Source organism: Stenotrophomonas sp. T8 (assembly GCF_051853085.1).
Classification (GTDB): Bacteria; Pseudomonadota; Gammaproteobacteria; order Xanthomonadales; family Xanthomonadaceae; genus Stenotrophomonas; species Stenotrophomonas sepilia.
The window spans coordinates 3,622,753-3,643,724 of record NZ_CP195329.1 but is presented as its reverse complement, the minus strand read 5'-3'; the positions used below and the strand labels follow the sequence as shown (position 1 = coordinate 3,643,724).

Below are 20,972 nucleotides of genomic sequence, written 5' to 3'. Positions count from 1 at the left end.
CTCGGCTCACACCAGCGTTCGGCGGCAGGAATCAATACACGTCGCGGCGGTAGCGCCCGTTTTCCAGCAGCGTTTCCACCGCTTCATCACCCAGCGCGGTTCGCAGCACCTGGTCCACGCCCTCGGCCATGCCCTGCAACGACCCACAGACATGGATCACCGCACCGCGCTGCACCCAGTCGCGCAGCGTTCCGGTGGCCGCCTGCAGGCGGTCCTGCACATAACCGCCGTCGCCATCGCGCGAGAATGCCAGGTCCACCCGGGCGAGATGGCCATCGGCCTGCCACGCTTCGATCTCGTCAGCGAACAGGAAATCGTGCGCACGCTGGCGTTCGCCGAACAACAGCCAGTGCCCGTGTTCGCCTGCACGGGCGGCTTCGCGCAACAGGCTGCGCAGCCCGGCGATGCCGGTGCCGTTGCCGATCAGCACCATCGGCGCGCCAATGACGCGATGGAAACCGGGGTTGCGATGCACGCGGGCGACGATGCCGGCACCGATCGGCGCATGCAACGACAGCCAGCCCGAGCCCAGCCCGGCTCGACCGGAGGCGTCATGCACCAGCCGCACCACCAGCTCCACCATGCCATCATCCGTGCAGGAGGCGATCGAATACTCGCGACTGGGCAGCAGCGGCAGCTCGGCCAGCCACAGGCAGGCATCCTGCACCGCCAGCGCAGCATCGGCCTCGGGCAGCTCGCGTTCACTGGCCAGCGCCAGCAGCGTGCGCGGATGGCCATCGACCAGCAGGGGCTGCAGCGGATCCAGCCCATGCGCCTTCAACACGGCACCGGCGTGCTGGGCATTGTGGCGGGGCGCGATGTGCAGGATGTCACCCGCCTGCCACTGCACGTCGGCCGGTGCGGCAAGACGGATACGCCAGATGGCTCCGCCGACGCTGCCAGGGTTGAGGCGGTCGCGGCCGAGCAGGCGCCACTCATGCATCTGCGTAGCCGCAGGCAGCACGCTGTCATCGGTGACGATGCCGGTGAGCGCACCCAGCTCCTGCTGCCACCGGCGCAGCGCCGGGACCGAGGCGGCATCGACGTCGACGCGCTCGAACAGTGCACGCGCGCCGTTTCCGATCAACCAGCCATCGACCCGGCGGCCGAAGCCGCAGTAGTGCGGGTACTGGCGGTCACCCAGCGCGAGCAGGCCGAACTGCAGGCCCGAAAGGTCCAGCGCTTGTGCAAGCAACTGCCGCGCTGCGCGCCGGGCGGCATCGGGCGGCTCGCCGTCGCCGAAGGTGCTCAGCACGAACAGCGCGCTCGATGCACGCAGCAGGAGCGCGGCATCGATGCGCGCCAGCGGCAGCACCTGCACCGCATGGCCGGCCGCCTGCAGCTGGGCCGCCGCGCGCCACGCCAGCTGTTCGCCCAGTCCGCTCTGGCTGGCATGCACCACCAGCCACGCTGCGTTGCCGGCGTCGCTGGCCGGCATCGGTAGCGCCTGGCGCAGCCCGCGCGCGGCACGCTGGCTGCGGCGGCGGTCCAGGTACAGCATCCAGCCGGTGATGAAGAACAGGCTCATGCCCAGGCTGCTGAGCATCACCACCACGCGCCCGGGTACACCGAAGTAGCTGCCCGAATGCAGCGCGAACACGCTGGTGGCCAGCTGTCCGCCCGCGCCCTGGCGTGCGTACGGGCGGGCATCGAGAACCGCACCGCTGGCCGGATCGAGCTGCAGCAGGTCATGCGCACGATCGTGGTGGCCGCCGCGCTGCGACGGATCACCGGCCATCACCCGCACGTTCAGCGCCTGCCCGGGCTTCTCCGGCAGGCGCAGGTCAATGAAGCCGGCGCGCACGCCCGGCAGCGCGTACAGCGTGGCTTCAATGCGGTGCAGGTCCAGCGACGCATCGGTGGCAACCTGGTGCTTGGCCGCCGGTGGGACGCCCAGCAGCGTGCTGGCCGCACTGCGATACCCGTCGAACGACCACCACAGGCCGGTCAGCGCACTCATCAGGTAGATCAGCAGCACCCAGGTGCCGACTACCGAGTGCAGGCTCCACAGGAAGCCGCGCCCGCTGCGTTTCCACTCCACTGCCAGCCAGCTGCGCCAGTGCCACCAGCGTCGTGGCCAGCGCAGGTAGAGGCCGGACAGGGTGAAGAACAGCAGGGCGATGGCACAGCTGCCGGTGATCCACTTGCCGCGTTCGCCCGCGGCAAGGTGGCGATGCAGGTCCTCGACGAAGTCGAAGAACGCCTGGCCGCGCAGGGCGCTGAAGCGCTCACCGCTGTACGGGTCGAAGTACACCCAGTGGTCCTTGCCGCCGGCAAAGCGCGCGACCGACGGCCGCTGTCCGGTGGCATCGATACGCAGGCGTTGCAGGGGGCGTTCGCTGCCGGCCTGGAGCAGCGGCACCAGTTCACTGAGTGCAAGGGGAGGCTGTCCGTCGGCATGGTGCTCGGCGATCTCGGCAAAGCCGGGATTGGCGGCGCGCAGCAGCTCGTCCTCGAAGGACAGCACGGCGCCGCTGAGGCCCATCACGGCCAGGACGGCACCGGCGGTAATGCCCAGCAGCCAATGCAGTTGGAACAGGACGTTCTTGAACATCGAAGGAGAGGGGCCCGGGAGGCTGCCGCCCGCATCCTGCGCAACAGCAAATGAGAATTAGTCGCGTAATTCTCCGTGGCGCCCCGGCTGCGGTCAAGCTGGAGGTACCGGCCGGGCGGCACCCGGCACCCGCGGTAGTGCCGGCCGCTGGCCGGCAACCTCAGAAGCAACAGCCGAAGCAACAGCGGGTTTCCTGTGAGGAGGCGGGGTGGGTCCGGTTGCGGGGGACGGCGCAAGTACGTCCCTGTAGCCTTGGTCACGGCATCCATGCCACGGACACCCCCTCAACCGGAGCCACCCCGCCTTCGACAGTTTCCTGCGATCTGTCGGAACGGCGTTCTGCTTTGGTGGGTGCCGACGGTTGGTCGGCACGGGGTCTGATTCCGTTCTGAATATCGATATCTGACAGATGTGTCGACCAAGGTCGACACCTACCAACAGCCGCGAAGATCTGTCAGAGGTGGGGCGGTGTCGGAGTGCGGGGTGTCAGCCGCATGGGCCCGAGGCATGCCTCGGGCGGGTTGGGCAGGACGCCCAACCCCGGTCTTGACGTGTGCGCAGGACAGCGCACACGAGCAAGCGGCTGCCAAGCTTACGGGGACGTACATGCAGCGTCCCCCCACTCCGACATCGCCCCGCCAACCCGCGGAATGCCCGCTTTGGCTGTTGGCGTTGCACTGAGCCGGGTGCAGGGCTGCAAGCCCTGCAAAAAACACCCTCACTTCACCCAGCTGTCGATCTCGCCGTGGGCGAACGGTCCCAGCTTCGCTTTTACCATTCGCCCCTGCGCATCGAACAACACGCTGTAGGGCAGCAGGCCTTGCGCGTTGCCGAGCTGCACGCTGGCATCGCGCGGGCCCGGTGTCTCGATCACGATCGGGTAGTCCACTGGCACCTGCTGCAGGAAACCGCGCACGTCGTCCGTGGTGTCCAGCGCCAGACCCAGCACCTGCACACCGTTGTCGCCCTGGGCACCGGCGAAGCGCGCCAGTTCGGGCATCTCTTCCACGCAGGGCGCACACCAGCTGGCCCAGACGTTGATCAGCAGCGGCCGGCCGGCGAAGTGATCGCGCAGGACCAATGGCTGACCCGCCAGGTCCGGCAGTGTCAGCGCGGGCAACTGATCGCCCACCTGCAGCGTGGGCTTCATGGCCGTCGCCCTGGAAGCCGTTGCTGGCGCGGCAGGTGCTGATGTGCCGGGTGACAGACGATGCCCGGCCCACAGGCCGAGGCCGGCGGCCAGCATCGCTGTCCACAGCAGCGCTGGCCGTTGCCACTTCATCGTGCGGTGCGCAGCAGCGCTTCCTCGACCACCGCCTGGGTCAGCAGGGTCGGCAGCACGGTCGGCGGCGCGCCGGGGCCGTACACCACGTACAGTGGTACGCCAACCGCCTTGTGCTCTTCCAGGAACGTGGTGATCTGCGGGTCGACGTTGGTGTAGTCACCGCGCATGTACACCGCATTGGTGCGCTTGAGCAGTTCCTTGAACTCCGGCCGTGACAGCACCGCACGTTCGTTGGCCTTGCAGCTCACGCACCAGTCGGCGGTCATGTTGACGAACACCACGCGGTTGTCGGCGCGCAGGCGGTCCAGCAGCTGCGGCGAATACTCGACCACGTTGTCGCTGGCGGCCTGTGCGGCCCTCGCCGGCGGTGCCAGCTGGGTCACGCCCCAGGCCGGAACCAGTGCACCGATCGCCAGCAGCACGCCGAGCAGGGTCCCCGCACGCGAGCCGGTCCAGCGGTTGCGTTCAAACAGCCACAGGCCGAACGCAAACAGCAGCAGGCCACCCAGCACCAGCGCCATGCCGTCCACGCCGCGCTGCTTGCCCAGCACCCACAGCAGCCACAGCGCAGTGGCGTACATCGGGAAGGCCAGCACGTGCTTGAGCGTTTCCATCCACGGGCCGGGCTTGGGCAGGCGGCGTGCCAGCGCTGGCACGAAGCCGATCAGCAGGAACGGCAGCGCCAGGCCCAGGCCGAGGAACAGGAACACGGTCATCGCCTTCAGCGGCGGGGCAATGAAGGCGTAGGCGATCGCACCGCCCATGAACGGGCCGACGCAGGCACTGCCGACCACGCAGGCCAGCGCACCGGTGAAGAAGTCACCGGCCGGGCCGCTGCGGCTGGCCAGCGACTGGCCAAGGTTGCCGATGCCGCCGCCGAGGGTGAACACGCCGGACAGGCTCAGGCCCACCGCGAACATGATGTAGGCCAGTGCCGCCACCACGCCCGGGTGCTGCAACTGGAAGCCGATGCCGACGGCGTTGCCGATCGCGCGCAGGCTGACCATCAATGCGCCGATCACGGCGAACGCGACCAGCACGCCCAACGTGTACCAGAGCGCGTGGCTGCGGGCGCGCTGCGGGCTTTCGCCGCTCTGCGCCAGGCTCAGCACCTTCAGCGACAGGATCGGCAGCACGCAGGGCATCAGGTTCAGCACCAGTCCACCGGCCAGCGCCAGCAGCAGCACCCAGACGAACGAACGGTCCGGGTTCGGGGTGGTCGCCGGCGGACGCGTGCGAAGCGCATTGTCACCACGCGCGTCGGTGGCGAACGCGTTGCCTGCGCCCTGGCCGCCCGTGGCGGCGGGAGTGGCGTTGCCGTCGTTGGGTACGGTCGGCAGCAGGCGCAGCGGTACGCCATTGGCGGATTCACGCGGCGCACCGGCAGCGTGCAGCGCATTGACGGCTTCCTCGCGCACTGGCGCCTGGCCGGTGCCGGCGGTGAGCTTGCCGGCCGGAATCGACAGCTTCACCCGACGGGTCATCGGCGGGTAGCAGATACCATCGGTCTGGCAGCCCTGGAAGGTCACCACCAGGGTGCTGTCGACCGCATCAGTAACAGTGCGGCGCAGCGGCAGCGGCACTTCCACCTGGTTGAAGTACACCGAGACATCGCCGAAGTGCTCGTCGCGATGCGACTGCGCGGCCGGCCAGCGCGGCTTGTCGGCGAGCACGCCGGCGCTGCCTTCCAGCTTCAGCGAAGTGCGGTCGCGGTACAGGTAGTAGCCGGGTGCCGGGCTGAAGCGCAGCAGCAGGGTGTTGCCGTCGCTGGCGATGGCATCGAAGCCGAACGCCTGTTCCGACGGCAGCGGCAGCGCCTGGCTGTTGTTGGCCGCGCCCGGCAGGCGCAGGCCACCGCTGTTGCCGGCACCGGCCAGCGGGTTGTTGAACGGACTGGCGGCACCGGTACGCGCGGCAGGCACCGCGGCCGCCGCACCGGCACCAGGCAGGGTGACCTGCACCACGCGCTTCTGCGGCGGGTAGCAGACGCCGGCATCGGCGCAGCCCTGGTAGCGGACTTCCAGGCTGATGGTGCCGGCGGCGTCCGTCGGCGTGCCGGGCAGGGTGGCCTGCAGGCGCTCCCGATAGGTTTCGACCTCGCCGAAGAAATCATCGTGGTGCCTGTCACCCTTGGGCATCTGCAGCGTGCCGGCATTGAATGCCGGATCCGCCTTGACGCTGGTGCGGTGGCGATACAGGTAGTAGCCCGGTGCGATCTTGAACTGCAGTTGCACCTGGCCCCGTTCGGGGGCCGTGGCGGTCAGCGCGAACGCCTGGTCCACCGGCAGCAGGTCCTTCTCATCCAGGGCCAAGGCGGGCAGCGAGAGCCACAACAGGGCGCACAAGGCAGCGCCACGCGCAAACAGAGTCTTCAATCAGTGTCCTCCCGGGTCTGTGCCCGGATCCAGTCCAGATACGCCGGCAGGCCGGCCCGGGTTTCGACCGCGATGCACTCCGGGAGTTCATACGGATGCAGTTCGACGATCCGGGCGATTGCGTCATCGATGCGGCTCGCGGTGGTCTTTACCAGCAGCTGCAGCTCGGCATCGGTGGTCACCTCGCCCTGCCAGCGGTAGGTGGACTGCGCGCCATCAAGGCGGGTCACGCACGCGGCCAGGCGCTCGCCGACCAGCGCGTGCGCAATGCGCTCTGCACTGGCCCGGTCCGGGCAGGTGGTCAACAGCAGCAGGACGGGATCGACGATCGGCATGACCGCCGAGTATAGGGCCGCCGCCGGGTCAGGGCCCGGCGGCGGCAGTGGACCGCTGCGTTGCGCGGTCAGTTGGCCAGCTGGCAGGTGGCTGGCTTGGCCGAGGTGAACAGGGCCGGGGTCGCCCACTCGGGGTGGTCGATGAACGGGTTGCGATTGCCCTGGAAGCTGTAGACCACGTCATTGCGGGCACGCTCGGCATCATCCGGCGGATCGGACAGGTGCCAGTCGATCAGCGTCGACAGCAGGCCCATGTAGGCCGGCGAACTGCTGGTCTTGACGATCTTGCTGCGGTCGTCGGTCAGCTCCAGGTCCGGCTCGGACTGACCGGTGGCCGCATCCTTGCCGCCCTCATAGCGGATCGCCATGTACATCACCGCACGCGCCATGTCGCCCTTGCGCTTGCCCCACACCTCGAAGGTGCCGGTGTTGCCGTCCGGCGTGCGCACCCAGTTGGAATTGCCCGGGTAGCCACCGCTGCCGCCGCCCTGCCCATTGTTGGCTTCGGTGGCACGCTCGCCGCAGCTGGCATCGCACTTGGCGAACGGCTTGTTGCCACGGTCGGCGTTCCACTGCGCGTCGGTCAGGTACAGCATGTGGGTGTCGGTGTACGGCGCGTAGGGCAGGCCCTTGTCACCGGTGGTGGTGGCAAAGCCCAGCGAGTTCGGCCAAGTGTGCTCGCGGTTGTAGGTCAGGCCGCTGCCGGTGCCCGCACGATCACTGACCTTGGCGTAGCTGCGGTTGCGGTACGCATCGAGGATGCGGTTCGGGTTGTTCGGATCCTCGTCGGCGATTTCCAGGATGGTCCAGGTGCTGGTGCCCGAGCCGCTGTACGGGTAGGCGGTATGGCCCTTGATGGTGGCGTGCAGCGAGCAGCGCAGCTGGCTGGGGCTGCTGGTGTTGACCCTGGAGTAGTAGCCGGCCGGCACGCCCGGGTTGCCCGGGTCCGGATTGCCGCCGGTGCTGGCCACGGTGAAGGCGATGCGGCTGTCGGCGGCCGGATGCGCGCCCTGCAGGTCGGTGATGCGCGCAGCGCGGATGTCGAAGCGGCAGGCTTCACCGGCCACCAGCGCGGTGTTGGTGGACAGCTTCACGCTGCGGCCGCTGGCCGGGAAGGTCAGCGGCACGGTGCCGGAGGTGCCGCAGCTCAGGGCGAAGGCGCCACTGGCCAGGTTCACCGTCTCGCTGAACACCACTTCCAGGTCGGCGGCAGCCGGGAAGGTGCTGCTGCCCTGCGCCGGGGTGGTGGTGGAGACTGACGGCGGCGTGTTGGGGCCTGGCGTGCCGCCGCCGCTGAAGGTCTGGCCGTTGTTGCAGCTGCCGAACGTCTGGCCGGCCGATTCGGCCCAGGTGAAGTGGGTGTACTGGCTGCCGCTGCCGGTCAGCTGCAGTGACGTACCCGGCGCCGTGCTGTTGCTTTCGGCCACCGGGATGTTCTGGCTGGTCATGCCCGCGGCAGGGCCACCGGAGGCGGTGATGGCGCCCTCGTAGCTGAGGAACTGGACCACCTTGCCGCTGGCATCGACCAGGGCGATGCCGTCGTTCGGACCATTCTGGAGGCCGTTGGTCGGATAGTTGACCACGGCGATGGTGGCGCTGCCGCAGCCGGCGGCGGTGCCGGCCGGGACCGGATTGTTGGCGTAGACGGTGGCGGCCGACGGGTTGCTGCCGTTGTAGAGGTACAGGCGGTAGCCGGACAGGTCCTCACCGGCAGTGGCTACGACCTCGATCGCTTCGCCGACGTCACCGGCGGCGGTGCTGTCGTCGTAGTGCAGTTCATTGATGAAGACCTCGGCCTGGACCGGCGCAGCGGCCAGCGCCAGCAGGCAGGCGGCGGCAAGCGGGGACAGCAATCGCATCGACTACTCCTTGTGATTGGGAATGCCTGACCGAGCCTAAGGCCGATCCAGTGACACTTTGTCGTAAATGAACGTCAGATATCTGACAGTGCGACGCTTGTCACCGAAATTGATCTGGACCGACGCCCTGGCCGAGGCGCGCGGGCGAAAAAATTTTTTCATTCCGCCCTTGAAAGGGGGCGGCAGGGCTCCATCTCTGCCCTGCTCCCGACGTTGTCGGGTTTCTTCACGTGCGGTTCTGGCACTCGCCTGGGGTGAGTGCTAACATCGCCGGACTTTTTTAGACCAATCAATCACTTAAGAGGTCTCCTATGAGCATCAAGCCGCTGCACGACCGCGTTGTGGTCAAGCCGATCGAAGCCGACGAAATCTCCGCCGGTGGCATCGTCATCCCCGACTCGGCCAAGGAAAAGTCCACCAAGGGTGAGGTCGTGGCCGTCGGCCCGGGCAAGCCGCTGGACAACGGCAACGTGCGCGCGCCGTCGCTGAAGGTCGGCGACAAGGTCATCTACGGCCAGTACGCCGGCAGCTCGTACAAGAGCGAAGGCGTCGAATACAAGGTCCTGCGCGAAGACGACGTGCTCGCCGTCATCGGCTGAGCTTCGGCGCGACCTGTTTCAACCTGATCCCAAACTCCCAGCCGCCGGGCCTCGTCCGGCGCTACCAATGAGGTAAATGCAATGGCTGCCAAGGATATTCGTTTCGGTGAAGACGCCCGTTCGCGCATGGTGCGCGGCGTCAATGTTCTCGCCAATGCCGTCAAGGCCACCCTGGGCCCGAAGGGCCGCAACGTCGTGCTGGAAAAGAGCTTCGGCGCCCCGACCATCACCAAGGACGGCGTCTCCGTCGCCAAGGAAATCGAACTGGCTGACAAGTTCGAGAACATGGGCGCGCAGATGGTGAAGGAAGTCGCGTCGCGCACCAACGACGATGCCGGCGACGGCACCACCACCGCCACCGTGCTGGCCCAGGCCCTGATCCGCGAAGGCGCCAAGGCCGTTGCCGCCGGCATGAATCCGATGGACCTCAAGCGCGGTATCGACAAGGCCGTTTCGGCTGCCGTCGCCGAGCTGAAGAACATCTCCAAGCCGACCGCCGACGACAAGGCGATTGCCCAGGTCGGTACCATCTCGGCCAACTCGGATGAGTCGATCGGCCAGATCATCGCTGACGCGATGAAGGAAGTCGGCAAGGAAGGCGTCATCACCGTTGAAGAAGGCTCGGGCCTGGACAACGAGCTGGACGTGGTCAAGGGCATGCAGTTCGACCGCGGCTACCTGTCGCCGTACTTCATCAACAACCAGCAGTCGCAGACCGCTGACCTGGATGACCCGTTCATCCTGCTGCACGACAAGAAGATCTCCAACGTCCGTGACCTGCTGCCGGTGCTGGAAGGCGTCGCCAAGGCCGGCAAGCCGCTGCTGATCGTGGCCGAGGAAGTTGAAGGCGAAGCGCTGGCGACCCTGGTGGTCAACACCATCCGTGGCATCGTCAAGGTCGTGGCCGTCAAGGCCCCGGGCTTCGGCGACCGTCGCAAGGCGATGCTGGAAGACATGGCCGTGCTGACCGGCGGCACCGTGATCTCCGAAGAAGTCGGCCTGTCGCTGGAAAAGGCCACCATCAAGGACCTGGGCCGCGCCAAGAAGGTGCAGGTCTCCAAGGAGAACACCACCATCATCGACGGCGTCGGCGACAAGGCCAACGTTGATGCACGCGTGGCGCAGATCAAGACCCAGATCCAGGACACCTCCTCGGATTACGATCGCGAGAAGCTGCAGGAACGCGTGGCCAAGCTGGCCGGCGGCGTTGCGGTGATCAAGGTCGGCGCCTCGACCGAAATCGAAATGAAGGAAAAGAAGGATCGCGTCGACGACGCCCTGCACGCCACCCGTGCAGCCGTTGAAGAAGGCGTGGTCCCGGGCGGCGGCGTTGCCCTGGTCCGCGCGATCACCGCGCTGGCCGGCCTGAAGGGTGCCAACGAAGACCAGAACCACGGCATCCAGATTGCCCTGCGTGCGATGGAAGCCCCGCTGCGCGAGATCGTGGCCAACGCTGGCGACGAGCCGTCGGTCATCATCAACAAGGTCAAGGAAGGCACCGGCAGCTTCGGCTACAACGCGGCCACCGGCGAGTTCGGCGACATGCTGCAGTTCGGCATCCTGGACCCGACCAAGGTGACCCGTTCGGCCCTGCAGAACGCGGCCTCGATCGCCGGCCTGATGATCACCACCGAAGCCATGGTTGCCGAAGCTCCGAAGAAGGACGAGCCGGCCATGGGCGGCGCTGGTGGCATGGGTGGCATGGGCGGCATGGGCGGCATGGACTTCTAAGTCCACGCCTCCGGCGGTCGTTGCCGGCCTCGGTCGGCACGCCTTCCCGATGTGATGTAAAGAAGAACCCCGCCGCAAGGCGGGGTTTTTCGTTGCCCGGTTGCCGTCGCCGCAGTGCATCGCTACGCTCGGTAACCATGCCTACCTCGTTCATCGTCGTTGACGACTTCCTTTCTCCCGCCGATGCGCAGGGGTTGCGCCAGGCGGCACTGGGCCTGGACTATCCCGTCCAGGAGGGCGCATTCCCCGGCCGCAATTCACAGCAGCGGCTGGAGTTGGAGGGACTGTCCGGTGCGGTCTCGCGACTGGTCAACGAACCGCTGCGGCCGGTCAACCCGCTGCAGTCGCACGGCAAGTTCCGCCTTACCCTCGCCGGCGACATCGGCCGCGCCAAGGTACACGCCGACCACTCGCACTGGTCGGGCATTCTCTACCTGAGTGCACCGGAGCACTGCGAGGGCGGCACCGAGTTCTTCCGCCATCGCCGTACCGGCACCGAGCGCATGGCCCTGGACGCGGCGGAGCTGGCCGCATTGGGCTACGCCAACGGCGGCGACATGCATCGCGACATCATCGAGCGCGACAGCAACGACGACAGCCAGTGGGAAATGACCATGCGCATTCCGATGCGCTTCAACCGGCTGGTGCTGCTGCGGCCCTGGTTCTGGCACACCGCCGGGCCAGCGTTCGGTGATCGACCGGAGAATGGCCGGCTGGTATACCTGATGTTCTTCGAGCAGGCGCGTTGAAGAGTGCCATCCACGCTTGGCGTGGATGCTCCTCTCCCAGCCGCGTTCGCCATGCAGGCGTCATCGCACCCTCATTCGACGAATGCCTTCGCCGCACCATACTCCCACTGCCACGGCACGCCGGTATCGCCCAGTACGAATGCCACCAGTGCCGGGAACGCAGCTTCCGCCCGTACATCGTTGCCCAGAATCACCACGCAGCGTTTGTGCCGTTCGATGCACACCAGCGTGTTGCCGACCGCATCGTCGTGGCCGCCCTTGTAGAAGCCTGCGCCCTGCGGGCCGCGGAACGTCACCACGCCCAGGCCCGCGGCCAGATCCTTGCGTTGCTGCGCCACGGGCAGCTCCGGCTGCAGCGTGGGGAACTGGCTGGCGGTGGTGATCGGCAGCTGCGGCCGCACCAGTTCCCTGCGCATTGCAGGCGACAGCCCATCGCCGCGGACATAGCCGGCGGCGAAGCGCGCCATGTCGGCGATGGTGGTATCCATCGAACCGGCCGCACGCACGCGGCTGCGTTCATCGTGCGGCTCGACCGTGCCTTCCGCTGTCCAGCCATCGGCCAGGTTGGCGGCGAAATCCTCACGCCACATCATGCTGGTGCGGACCATGCCGAAGCGGTCGAATACTTGCCGCTGCATCAATGCACCCACGTCCTGGCCAAGCCGTCCACGCTCGATCACGAACTGCAACAGGATCAGCCCTTCGCCGGAATACCCATAACGACTGCCCGGATCGAAGTGAAACTTCAGGCGGCCATCGGGTTCCAGGAACCCGAAGTTGGCGAAGCCACTGGAATGGTTGAGCAGCAGGCGCGGAGTGAGCTGGCGCCAGCGCGCATCATCGGCCAGTACGCTGTAGTCGGCGTACTTCTTCGGCTCCGGCGGGTAGTCCGGCAGCGGCTTGTCCAGCGCCGTGGCGATGCTGGCGTCCAGCTCGATCCGCGCGTCCTGGGCAAGCTGTGCGACCAGGTGGCCGAACGCCATCTTGGTCAGCGAGGCGGCGTACATCACGGTATCGGTGCGCAGCGGCTCGCCTGCGGCGTTGCGTTCGCCGTAGGCGGCCACGTGTACCACCTGGCCGCCATCGATCACCGCCAGCGCCATCCCGCGCGCATGCGCCGCCTGCATCAGCCGCTGTGCTTCGGCATCGATGCGCGCGGGCGAGGGTAGCGGCGGCGCGGCCAGCACGGCCGGCGGGAGCAGCGTCAGCAACAGCAGGACAGCACGGCGCATGCGTGGAACTCCTGGCGGGACGTGGCGCGATGCTACGCCTGCCAGCTCCCGCCGTCATGCGCCAGACGTCAGCCGGGTCGGCGCAGGCAGATCCGCGCGGCACCCGCACCGATGTCCACCTGGCCACCGCGCATCGCGTCGGCACCGAGGATCAAGGCCGGTCGCGCCTCCAGGCCGATCGCCCTGAACACCGGCAGTTCGCTGATCCGGACCTCCATCGGCGGGTGCTGCCAGTTGCCGCCGGTCATGCCGGGCAGGGTGTACAGCCAGGTTGCCTGTGCACCGCCACCCAGCCCCTCGGTGCCCTCTTCACGTGCACGCACCCGAGCATCGCTGCCGTCGGTGCGCAGGCCCAGTGCGCGGGCTGCTTCGGCGTTGAGGACGGTCTGCGCGGCACCGGTGTCGACCACGGCGATGGCGTCCACGCCGGGCGTACCCAAGGCAAGCGTGATGAAGCCGAACTGGCGCAGGCCGTCATCGCGGCCGGGCAGCGCATTGGGTTGGCAACCCGGCCCTTCCAGGTCCAAGCCGCCGGGTGTCCACAGCGCCAGTTGATTGCGGCCGAAGTCCCAACGGGTGTCCCAGCGCCCGGTCAGGTTGTTGCCGATCAAGCCGTCAATGGCCGGATCATCGCCCTTCGCCAGCGATGACAGGTCGACCTGCATGCCGCTGGCCTTCAATCGCCAGCTGCCCAGCTGCCACGCTGTGCTGCGCATGCGCTGCAACTGCGCCGCCTTCGCGCTCGCGCCCTGGGCCTGCGACACTGCCGCTTCCGCATCCTGCAAACCGTAGCGCCGCACTACGCGTGCATCGACCAGGGTTGCCCCGGCGGCACTGTCGACCACGAAGCGCAGCGGCTCTGAACGCCCGTCCAGCGAGACGGCCACTGCCGGATGACCGCCCTGCATCCACATCGGCAGGACGTGCTCGGCGGCATCGGAGGCGAGCGCCGGCAAGGGGATGGCGAACAGGGGCAGCAGGAACAGGCGCAAGGGGAGACTCCGCAGTGATCGTGGGCGGCCATTGGCGCGCAGCGGCGTATCACCGCGATATCGGCATTGATACCGTCCTGATACACAGGTGCGGGATACTGAGGCAATGAACACTCCCATCCGCGTCATCGTCGTCGATGACGATGCCAGCATTCGTGACGCCATCGCCGACCACCTGCTGCTGCACGGCTACCAGGTGCGTGTGGCGGCGGATGCAACGGCGCTGGACGTGTTGCTGCAGGTTGAACGTCCTGACCTGATCATCCTCGACTGGATGATGCCCGGTGAGGATGGCCTGTCGGTATGCCGCCGGCTGCAGGCGCGGGCGATCCCGATCCTGATGCTGTCGGCGATGGGGGCCGCGCCGGATCGCGTGATCGGCCTGGAGATGGGCGCGGACGACTACCTGGCCAAGCCGTTTGACCCGCGCGAGCTGTTGGCGCGGGTACGCGCGCTGCTGCGCAGGCAGGACAAGCTGCGCGCACAGGTGGCCAGCGAGCTGCGGTTTGATGGCTGGCGATTGCTGCCTGACCAGCGTCGCCTGTTCGCGCCGGATGGCGCCGAACTGGTGCTGAGCCGCGGTGAATTCTCCCTGCTGCTGGCACTGGCTGAACGTCCCGGGCGGGTGCTGGCGCGCGAACAGCTGCTGCAGTTGAGTCGCGGAGAAGCCAGCGACAGCGTGGACCGTGCCGTCGATCTTGCGATCAGCCGCCTGCGCCGCAAGCTCGGGCAGGCCGCGTCCGGCGCTGAAGCCCTTGTGCAGACACTGCGTGGCGAAGGGTACCGCTTCAACGCGGAGGTAGGGGTGTTGTGAGCAGCCGGTGGTCAACCACCCGCTGGATCGCGATGCTGGCCTTGGCCAGCCTGCTGCTGGCAACCCTGGTCAGCGTGGCGGTAGTGGGGTGGATGCCCCGGCCCGCGCCGCCACCGATGCGGCTGGACCATGCGATGCAGGTGCTGCGTGGGGAACAGGCGCCGGCGCCACTGGGATTGCATATGTCGACGCAGGACGCGCCACCCCGGGGCAGCGCCAGTGACTGGCTCACCCAGTTGGTGGCGCTGCAGATGGACCTGCCGGCCAGAAATGTACGCCTGGTGTGGACGGGGCAGGGCAGGGCGCCCGATGTGCAGGTCATCGAGGGTGGCGCGGTACTGGACGCCTCCGCTCGTGCTGGCGTGCTGAAATCGCAGGCCGCGTTGCTGACCGCCATGCAGTGGCCGCCGTTCGAACTGGGGATGCGGCAAGCCGATGGCCGATGGCGGGTGGTCGGCAGCGACCACAGTGACCTGGCGGCCTGGCGCCGCCAGGTGATGCTCGCCCTGCTGGGCGGTGCGATCCTGCTGGCCCCTCTGGCGGCGTGGGCGTCGATCCGGTTGGGGCGCCCGCTGCGACGCCTGGCTGAAGCCAGCGCACGGGTCGACCTGCAGGCCGAAACGCCATTGCCTGATGACGGTCCACGCGAAGTGCAGGTACTGGCCACAGCGATCAGCACCGGTCGCGAACGTCTGCGCGCCCAGGCACGGGACATGACGCATATGCTGGCGGCCGTGGCGCATGACCTGCGCACGCCCTTGACCGGCCTGCGCCTGCGCGCGGAGTTCGCTCCCGCGCCACAGGCCGCCAGGATGGTGGCAGACATCGAGCGCATGGATACGATGATCGAGCAGGTGCTCGACTACGCACGCGGTGAGCTGCAGCCGTTGCAGATGCGGATGCTGGATCTTTCAGCGCTGCTGGAGGACTGCGTGCAGGCGGCGCTGCTGCGCGGGGTCGACATTTCCCTTCAGGGCCCGGATACGTTGCCGTGGCATGGCGATGCGCTGCTGCTCCGGCGCGCGGTCGACAATCTCATCGACAACGCCGAGCGCTACGCGGGCGCCGTGGAGCTGTGGGTCGCCACGGCGGGTGATGGAGTGCAGCTGGACGTGATGGACCGCGGCCCTGGCATCGCCGAGATCGATCGCGCACGCCTGCTGCAACCGTTCCAGCGCAGCGAGGGCTCGCGTAGCCGCGCCACCGGGGGCGCCGGACTTGGACTGGCCGTGGCTGCCAACGTGGCGAAGCGCCACGCGGGCGAACTTCAGCTGTTGCACCGCGAGGGTGGGGGGCTGATCGCGCGGCTGCTGCTGGGACGCACTTCCTGAGTCAACTCCGATTTGCTTCCACTGGCCACTCCTCCATATGATTAGGCGCCTAATCATGAAGTGAGGAAAGGATGATCGAAGCCAAGCATCAGGCGTTGCTGGAGGAAGCGCAGCGGCGCGGCCACGCCAACATCGCGCAGCTGCGCCTGTGCTTCCAGCTGCTCTCGTTGTCCTCGTCGATCGATCGCGACTGCGCTGCACGGTTGGCACCGCACGGGCTCAGCGAGGGTCGCTTCATCGTGCTGTTCCTGCTGCACGGGGCCGGCGGCGCACTGGCGCCGCACGCGCTGGCCGAGCGCGCTGGCGTGACCCGGGCCACCATCAGCGGCCTGCTCGATGGCCTGCAGCGCGAAGGCCTGCTGCAGCGTCGCAGCGATGACGAGGATGGCCGTCGTCTGCAGATCGTGTTGACCGCACCGGGCAAGCGTTTGGCCGAGTCGCTGTTCGAGCGGCACACTCAATGGATCAGCGGCCTGTTCAACGGCCTGGATGCTGATGAACGGCAGCAGCTGTCACAACTGCTGCACAAGGTCTGGCAGCACACGGACACCGGGCGGGAAGCCGCCGCATGAGCACGCCCATTCCCGCGGAACGGCTGCGTGCACTCAACAGCGGTGGTGCCGCTGCCACGCATCTGGCCGAATGCCTGGCAGTGGATTTCGCCGCGCTGTTGCAGGGGGTGGCACCTGTGCTCGAGCCGGAAGCGCTGCAACGTATGCGCGACGCCTCCGGCAAGGGCATCACCCAGCGCATGGCGCTGGCGGCGCGGTTGCTGCACGAAGCCGGCCAGGGTGATCCCGCGCACTGGCAGGCACACGCATCAGACACCGTGCGTGGCTGGGCCTGCTACCTGATTGGCAGCGATGCCGGCGCGGCGCTGCCGGCCAAGCTGCGGGCGATGCGTCCGCTGGCTGACGACCCGCACTTCGGCGTGCGCGAATGGGCATGGCTGGCGCTGCGCAGCGACATCGTTGCCGCACCGTTGCAGGCGCTTGAGTACCTGCAGGTGTGGACGCAGGAAGCATCGCCTTACCTGCGCCGCTTCGCCTGCGAAGCGCTGCGCCCACGAGGCGTGTGGTCCACGCATATCGCGCTGTTCAAGCAGCATCCAGAACTCGCGTTGCCGATGCTGGAAGCAATGGCCAACGACCCGGAGCGCTACGTGCAGGACTCGGTCGGGAACTGGCTCAACGATGCCGGCAAGACTCAACCGCAGTGGCTGCGTGAGCTGTGCGCACGATGGCAACAGCAGCACCCTGGCGATGCCAATGCCTACATCCGCAAACGCGCCATGCGCTCGTTGCGGTAGTGCCGGCCGCTGGCCGGCAACCTCATCAACCTCAAGGAAGGCCTTCCATGTCCTACACCCTCATCGAGCTCTACACCGCTCTGGCCACCTTGTAACAGCGCCTCCGGAGGCGCATGGCACATGCGTCTGTCACCCGGACGCGGTAAACAGGACATTGCCCATGTCCATCCGCAGGGAAGTTGATCATGCAGAGCACGCTCCAGGTAACGCTGTACGGCCCGCAGGGCGATACGCCGGCACTGCAGCTGCCGCAGATGGAAGGGCCCTCGGTGGCCATCCCGGAAGCGGTACTGCGCCGGCTGGTGTCCGATCTCTACACCATCCGTTCCCTGCTCAATCCCGAGCAGCTGGACGCGGCCCGGCAGGAGCTGGACCGCGTGCTGGAGCGCTGGGCCGACATCCACGAAGGCCTGCTGCTGGACGTGGAAGTGCATGGCAGATGAGCGACCTTGCACGGCGGCCACCGCGTGGGCTGCGCGGTCAGGCGCATCACTGAACCGCGCGCCCAGTTGCGGATGAAACATTTTGCACTGCGCAAAAGCTGTGCTATCAATAGATCCCATGAACGCAGCCGCCACCCGCTTTTACTGGTATTACTTTCCGAAGCCACTGGCGGAGGAAGGACTGCGCTCACCCTGAAGAAAGCTTCAGACGCATTCCCGAAAGCCGCCAGCGAACCTGGCGGCTTTTTTCATGCCGCCACGCTGGGGACCCCCAACGTTCCGGAGATCTCCTGCAATGCCCCCGCACACCGACGACCTGCGTATCCGCACCATCGAACCGCTGACACCGCCCGCCCAGCTGCTGGCGATGCTGCCCTGTGACGATGAGGCTTCCGACACCGTCAGCGCCTCGCGCGCGGCCCTGCACCAGATCCTGCACGGCCGTGACGACCGCCTGGCGGTGGTGGTGGGCCCGTGCTCGATCCACGACCCGAAGGCCGCCATCGAGTACGCCCAGCGCCTGAAGCCGCTGCGCGACGCGCTGGCTGGCGAGCTGGAAATCGTCATGCGCGTGTACTTCGAGAAGCCGCGCACCACGGTGGGCTGGAAGGGCCTGATCAACGACCCGGACCTGGACGGCAGCTTCAGGATCGACAAGGGCCTGCGCGTCGCCCGTGGCCTCCTGCGCGACATCAACAAGCTCGGCCTGCCGGCCGGTGTTGAATTCCTCGATGTGATCTCGCCGCAGTACATCGCCGACCTAGTGGCATGGGGCGCGATCGGCGCACGCACCACCGAAAGCCAGGTGCATCGCGAGCTGGCTTCGGGGCTGTCGTGCCCCGTCGGCTTCAAGAACGGCACCGATGGCAACGTGAAGATCGCCGCCGACGCGGTGGGTGCGGCATCCAACCCGCATCATTTCCTGTCGGTCACCAAGCAGGGTGGCACTGCCATCGTGTCGACCACCGGCAACCCGGATTGCCATGTGATCCTGCGCGGTGGCAAGCAACCGAACTACGACGCTGGCAGCGTGGCTGAGGCCTGCCAGGTGCTGGCCAAGGCCAAGCTGCCGGCGCGCCTGATGATCGATGCCAGCCATGCCAACAGCCTGAAGAACCCCGAGAACCAGCCGAAGGTGATCGACGACATCGCCGCTCAGATGGAAGACGGCGAACAGCGCATCGTGGGCGTGATGATCGAGAGCCATCTGGTCGGGGGCCGCCAGGAACTGGTGGAAGGCCAGCCGCTGGTCTACGGGCAGAGCATCACCGATGGCTGCATCGACTGGGACACCACCGTGACCGTGCTGGAGCGACTGGCTGCGGCCGTGCGTGCCCGTCGTGAAGTGAAGGTGTCCGAAGCGGCGTGAATGAAGCCGCCTGATGGCGGCACGTGTGTGGATGGCGGCCAGCGCCTGCGGGGGTGCGGCCGCGATCAGGGCCGGCCGGAGTTGGAGACCGGCCCATCTGCACCGGCGATGCGCCTGGCGCTGCGCATGAGCGACAGCGCCAGGTACATCGCCGGGGTGGTGCAGTCGATCCGCGCCCAGCATGGAACCCCAGGCGAACGCGAACCTCAATGCACTTCGTCGTGGTACACGAACTTCGGCATTTCCCAGCGGTAGTGGATCGCCATCAGGCGCAGCGCGAAGCCGCCGCCGAGGCAGCACAGGATCGCGGTGGCGTCGGCCACGCCCCACTGCAGCAGCAACAGATACGCCGCGCCGGTCAGCAGCGCGATGATCGCGTACAGCTCCTTCTGGAAGATCAGCGGCACCTCGTTGCAGAGGATGTCGCGCAGCACGCCGCCGAACGCCCCGGTCAGCATGCCGGCGATCAGCACGATCGGCATCGCATGGCCGGCTTCGCGCGCGATCGAGCAGCCGATCAGGGTGAAGGCGATCAGGCCCAGTCCGTCGAGTACCAGGAAGGTGCGGCGGAAGTGGTGCATCCAGCGTGCCACCCAAGTGGCGATCAGCGCCGCGCATACGGTGAACCCCAGGTACTCGGGATGCTTCACCCAGCCCAGCGGGTAGTGGCCGAGCAGGATGTCGCGCAGTGATCCACCACCGAGGGCAGTGACACAGGCGATCATGACCACACCGAACAGGTCCATGCGGCGGCGGCCGGCAGACAGTGCACCGGTCATGGCTTCGGCGGAAATGGCAATCAGGTAGATGATGGACAGCAGCATGGAACAGGCTCCGGGCGCGGTGGGGCCGGCCATGCGCAACTGCCACCACTGCCTGCGCAATGACGGGATGACGATGACCGGTGCCGCTCCCGCTGTCCTTTTGCCTGAGAGTTCAGCGGCGTTGGCCGCGTGCCCCTTCGGCGGATCGTCCCGGGCATGCCCGGTGACCTCTCTCCAGCTCGGCGAGTCGAATGCATGGTTGGTGGGATTCCAGCCCACCGGCCTGAGCGATCATGGGAGCCTGCGCCTTCGGCGGGCGCCAGCGCGGCGCCTCTCTCCTGCATTCGGGCGCCAGTATATCCGCTGCAGTGCAGCACGGCATAATCCAGGCATGGCCCCTTCCGCCCGCCCGTGGTTCCTGTACCTGCTCGAATGCCGCGATGGCAGCTATTACGCCGGCATCAGCACCGACGTGGACGCGCGTTTCGCCGCCCACCAGGCCGGCAAGGGCGCGCGCTACACCCGGGCCCGGCCACCGCTGCGCGTGCTGGCCGTGCGCGAATACCCGGACCGGGCCGCCGCCTCACGCGCCGAGTGGCAACTCAAGCAGCAGCCCCGCGAACGCAAGCTGGCCTGGCTGCAGGCGCTCTTGTAGAGCCGAGCCCACGCTCGGCTGTTGTTGCTGCTGCCTGATGGTGAAGCCGAGCATGGGCTCGGCTCTACAGTAGATCCACGCCACGCGTGGATGGGCTACCCGGCCCATGCGATGATCGCCCCGCGCCCAGAGCTGGAGACCCGGATGTCCACGATCGCCCTGCTGTTCGCTCTTTCCGCAGCAACGAACCCTGCCGCCGACCCGGCCACCCTCGCGGCCATCGAAGCCACCTGCCACGACTACGTCGACGGCCAGCTGGAGGCCGACCCGCAGCGCGTCGCCCGCTCCCTGCATCCGGACCTGGCCAAGCGCGCTGTGCTCGGCGATACACCCGACGAACGCCTGGGCCTGCGCCGGATGTCGAAGGAAGAACTGGTCTCGCTGACGAAGCAGGGCGCGTTGAAGACCCCGAAGGATCAATGGGATCGTCGCTGCACGGTGCTGGACGTGACCGGCAACGCGGCCTCGGTGCGGCTGGAGACCCCCTGGTTCGTCGATTACTTCCACATGGGGCGCTTCGACCAGCGCTGGGTCATCGTCAACGCGTTGTGGTATCCAAAGCCGAAGGCACAGTGA

The 20,972-nt window shown here is 67.4% G+C and carries 19 protein-coding genes and 2 riboswitches; of the genes, 11 read left to right on the top strand and 8 right to left on the bottom strand.

Annotation, left to right across the window (positions count from 1 at the left end):
• Positions 1-31: 31 nt before the first annotated feature.
• From ACSDHM_RS16910 to ACSDHM_RS16890, 5 genes are all read right to left on the bottom strand, one after another.
• Positions 32-2,554 (bottom strand): PepSY domain-containing protein, encoded by a 2,523-nt coding sequence (locus ACSDHM_RS16910; RefSeq protein WP_439426441.1) that lies wholly within the window; start codon positions 2,552-2,554, stop codon positions 32-34.
• Between the two features lie 718 nt (positions 2,555-3,272).
• Positions 3,273-3,836, bottom strand: a complete 564-nt coding sequence (locus tag ACSDHM_RS16905; RefSeq protein WP_439426440.1) for a TlpA family protein disulfide reductase — start codon at positions 3,834-3,836, stop codon at positions 3,273-3,275.
• Entirely contained in the window at positions 3,833-6,214 is a 2,382-nt protein-coding gene (locus tag ACSDHM_RS16900) for a protein-disulfide reductase DsbD family protein (RefSeq protein WP_072167278.1), read from the bottom strand. The genes ACSDHM_RS16905 and ACSDHM_RS16900 overlap by 4 nt, the downstream gene beginning before the upstream one ends.
• On the bottom strand, positions 6,211-6,549 hold the full coding sequence (cutA, locus tag ACSDHM_RS16895) for a divalent-cation tolerance protein CutA (RefSeq protein ID WP_065196842.1): 339 nt from the start codon (positions 6,547-6,549) through the stop codon (positions 6,211-6,213). The genes ACSDHM_RS16900 and cutA overlap by 4 nt, the downstream gene beginning before the upstream one ends.
• 68 nt (positions 6,550-6,617) lie before the next feature.
• Complete coding sequence (locus ACSDHM_RS16890; protein WP_262221006.1) at positions 6,618-8,408, bottom strand: endonuclease; 1,791 nt, start codon at positions 8,406-8,408, stop codon at positions 6,618-6,620.
• A 311-nt stretch (positions 8,409-8,719) separates the two neighbouring features.
• Between ACSDHM_RS16890 and ACSDHM_RS16885 the strand changes: the two genes are divergently transcribed.
• From ACSDHM_RS16885 to ACSDHM_RS16875, 3 genes are all read left to right on the top strand, one after another.
• Entirely contained in the window at positions 8,720-9,007 is a 288-nt protein-coding gene (locus ACSDHM_RS16885; protein WP_005411227.1) for a co-chaperone GroES, read from the top strand.
• A gap of 81 nt (positions 9,008-9,088) precedes the next feature.
• Positions 9,089-10,738 carry a chaperonin GroEL gene (groL, locus tag ACSDHM_RS16880; protein WP_005411226.1) on the top strand — a complete coding sequence of 550 codons (1,650 nt, stop codon included), beginning with the start codon at positions 9,089-9,091 and terminating at the stop codon, positions 10,736-10,738.
• Between the two features lie 137 nt (positions 10,739-10,875).
• Positions 10,876-11,487, top strand: coding sequence for a DUF6445 family protein (locus ACSDHM_RS16875; protein WP_061478148.1), 612 nt, complete (start codon positions 10,876-10,878; stop codon positions 11,485-11,487).
• A gap of 71 nt (positions 11,488-11,558) precedes the next feature.
• Here the strand turns inward: ACSDHM_RS16875 and ACSDHM_RS16870 are convergent, their stop codons facing one another.
• A complete protein-coding gene (locus ACSDHM_RS16870) occupies positions 11,559-12,719 on the bottom strand; it encodes a serine hydrolase domain-containing protein (protein WP_439426439.1) in 1,161 nt (386 codons plus the stop codon).
• Between the two features lie 68 nt (positions 12,720-12,787).
• Positions 12,788-13,711 carry an aspartyl protease family protein gene (locus ACSDHM_RS16865; protein WP_439426438.1) on the bottom strand — a complete coding sequence of 308 codons (924 nt, stop codon included), beginning with the start codon at positions 13,709-13,711 and terminating at the stop codon, positions 12,788-12,790.
• A 106-nt stretch (positions 13,712-13,817) separates the two neighbouring features.
• Here ACSDHM_RS16865 and ACSDHM_RS16860 point away from each other — a divergent pair, with 106 nt between their 5' ends.
• From ACSDHM_RS16860 to ACSDHM_RS16835, 6 genes are all read left to right on the top strand, one after another.
• Positions 13,818-14,525 carry a response regulator gene (locus ACSDHM_RS16860; RefSeq protein WP_061478145.1) on the top strand — a complete coding sequence of 236 codons (708 nt, stop codon included), beginning with the start codon at positions 13,818-13,820 and terminating at the stop codon, positions 14,523-14,525.
• Between the two features lie 32 nt (positions 14,526-14,557).
• Positions 14,558-15,856: a sensor histidine kinase gene (locus ACSDHM_RS16855; protein WP_111008364.1), complete on the top strand. Its 1,299-nt coding sequence runs from the start codon at positions 14,558-14,560 to the stop codon at positions 15,854-15,856.
• A gap of 71 nt (positions 15,857-15,927) precedes the next feature.
• Positions 15,928-16,428: a MarR family winged helix-turn-helix transcriptional regulator gene (locus ACSDHM_RS16850; RefSeq protein WP_072167274.1), complete on the top strand. Its 501-nt coding sequence runs from the start codon at positions 15,928-15,930 to the stop codon at positions 16,426-16,428.
• A complete protein-coding gene (locus tag ACSDHM_RS16845) occupies positions 16,425-17,165 on the top strand; it encodes a DNA alkylation repair protein (RefSeq protein WP_088496615.1) in 741 nt (246 codons plus the stop codon). Before ACSDHM_RS16850 ends, ACSDHM_RS16845 begins: the two co-directional genes overlap by 4 nt.
• Before the next feature lie 185 nt (positions 17,166-17,350).
• Positions 17,351-17,608, top strand: a complete 258-nt coding sequence (locus ACSDHM_RS16840) for a hypothetical protein (RefSeq protein WP_227836833.1) — start codon at positions 17,351-17,353, stop codon at positions 17,606-17,608.
• Positions 17,609-17,903: 295 nt separating this feature from the next.
• Positions 17,904-18,977: a 3-deoxy-7-phosphoheptulonate synthase gene (locus ACSDHM_RS16835; protein ID WP_072167272.1), complete on the top strand. Its 1,074-nt coding sequence runs from the start codon at positions 17,904-17,906 to the stop codon at positions 18,975-18,977.
• 206 nt (positions 18,978-19,183) lie between these two features.
• Here ACSDHM_RS16835 and ACSDHM_RS16830 read toward each other — a convergent pair whose 3' ends face one another.
• On the bottom strand, positions 19,184-19,801 hold the full coding sequence (locus ACSDHM_RS16830; RefSeq protein ID WP_072167270.1) for a trimeric intracellular cation channel family protein: 618 nt from the start codon (positions 19,799-19,801) through the stop codon (positions 19,184-19,186).
• Between the two features lie 84 nt (positions 19,802-19,885).
• A riboswitch (glycine riboswitch) is annotated at positions 19,886-19,989 on the bottom strand.
• Between the two features lie 13 nt (positions 19,990-20,002).
• Positions 20,003-20,092: riboswitch (glycine riboswitch) on the bottom strand.
• 40 nt (positions 20,093-20,132) lie between these two features.
• On the opposite strand from ACSDHM_RS16830, the gene ACSDHM_RS16825 reads away from it, so the two are divergent.
• Positions 20,133-20,396: a GIY-YIG nuclease family protein gene (locus ACSDHM_RS16825; RefSeq protein WP_111008366.1), complete on the top strand. Its 264-nt coding sequence runs from the start codon at positions 20,133-20,135 to the stop codon at positions 20,394-20,396.
• A gap of 144 nt (positions 20,397-20,540) precedes the next feature.
• A complete protein-coding gene (locus ACSDHM_RS16820) occupies positions 20,541-20,972 on the top strand; it encodes a nuclear transport factor 2 family protein (RefSeq protein WP_439426437.1) in 432 nt (143 codons plus the stop codon).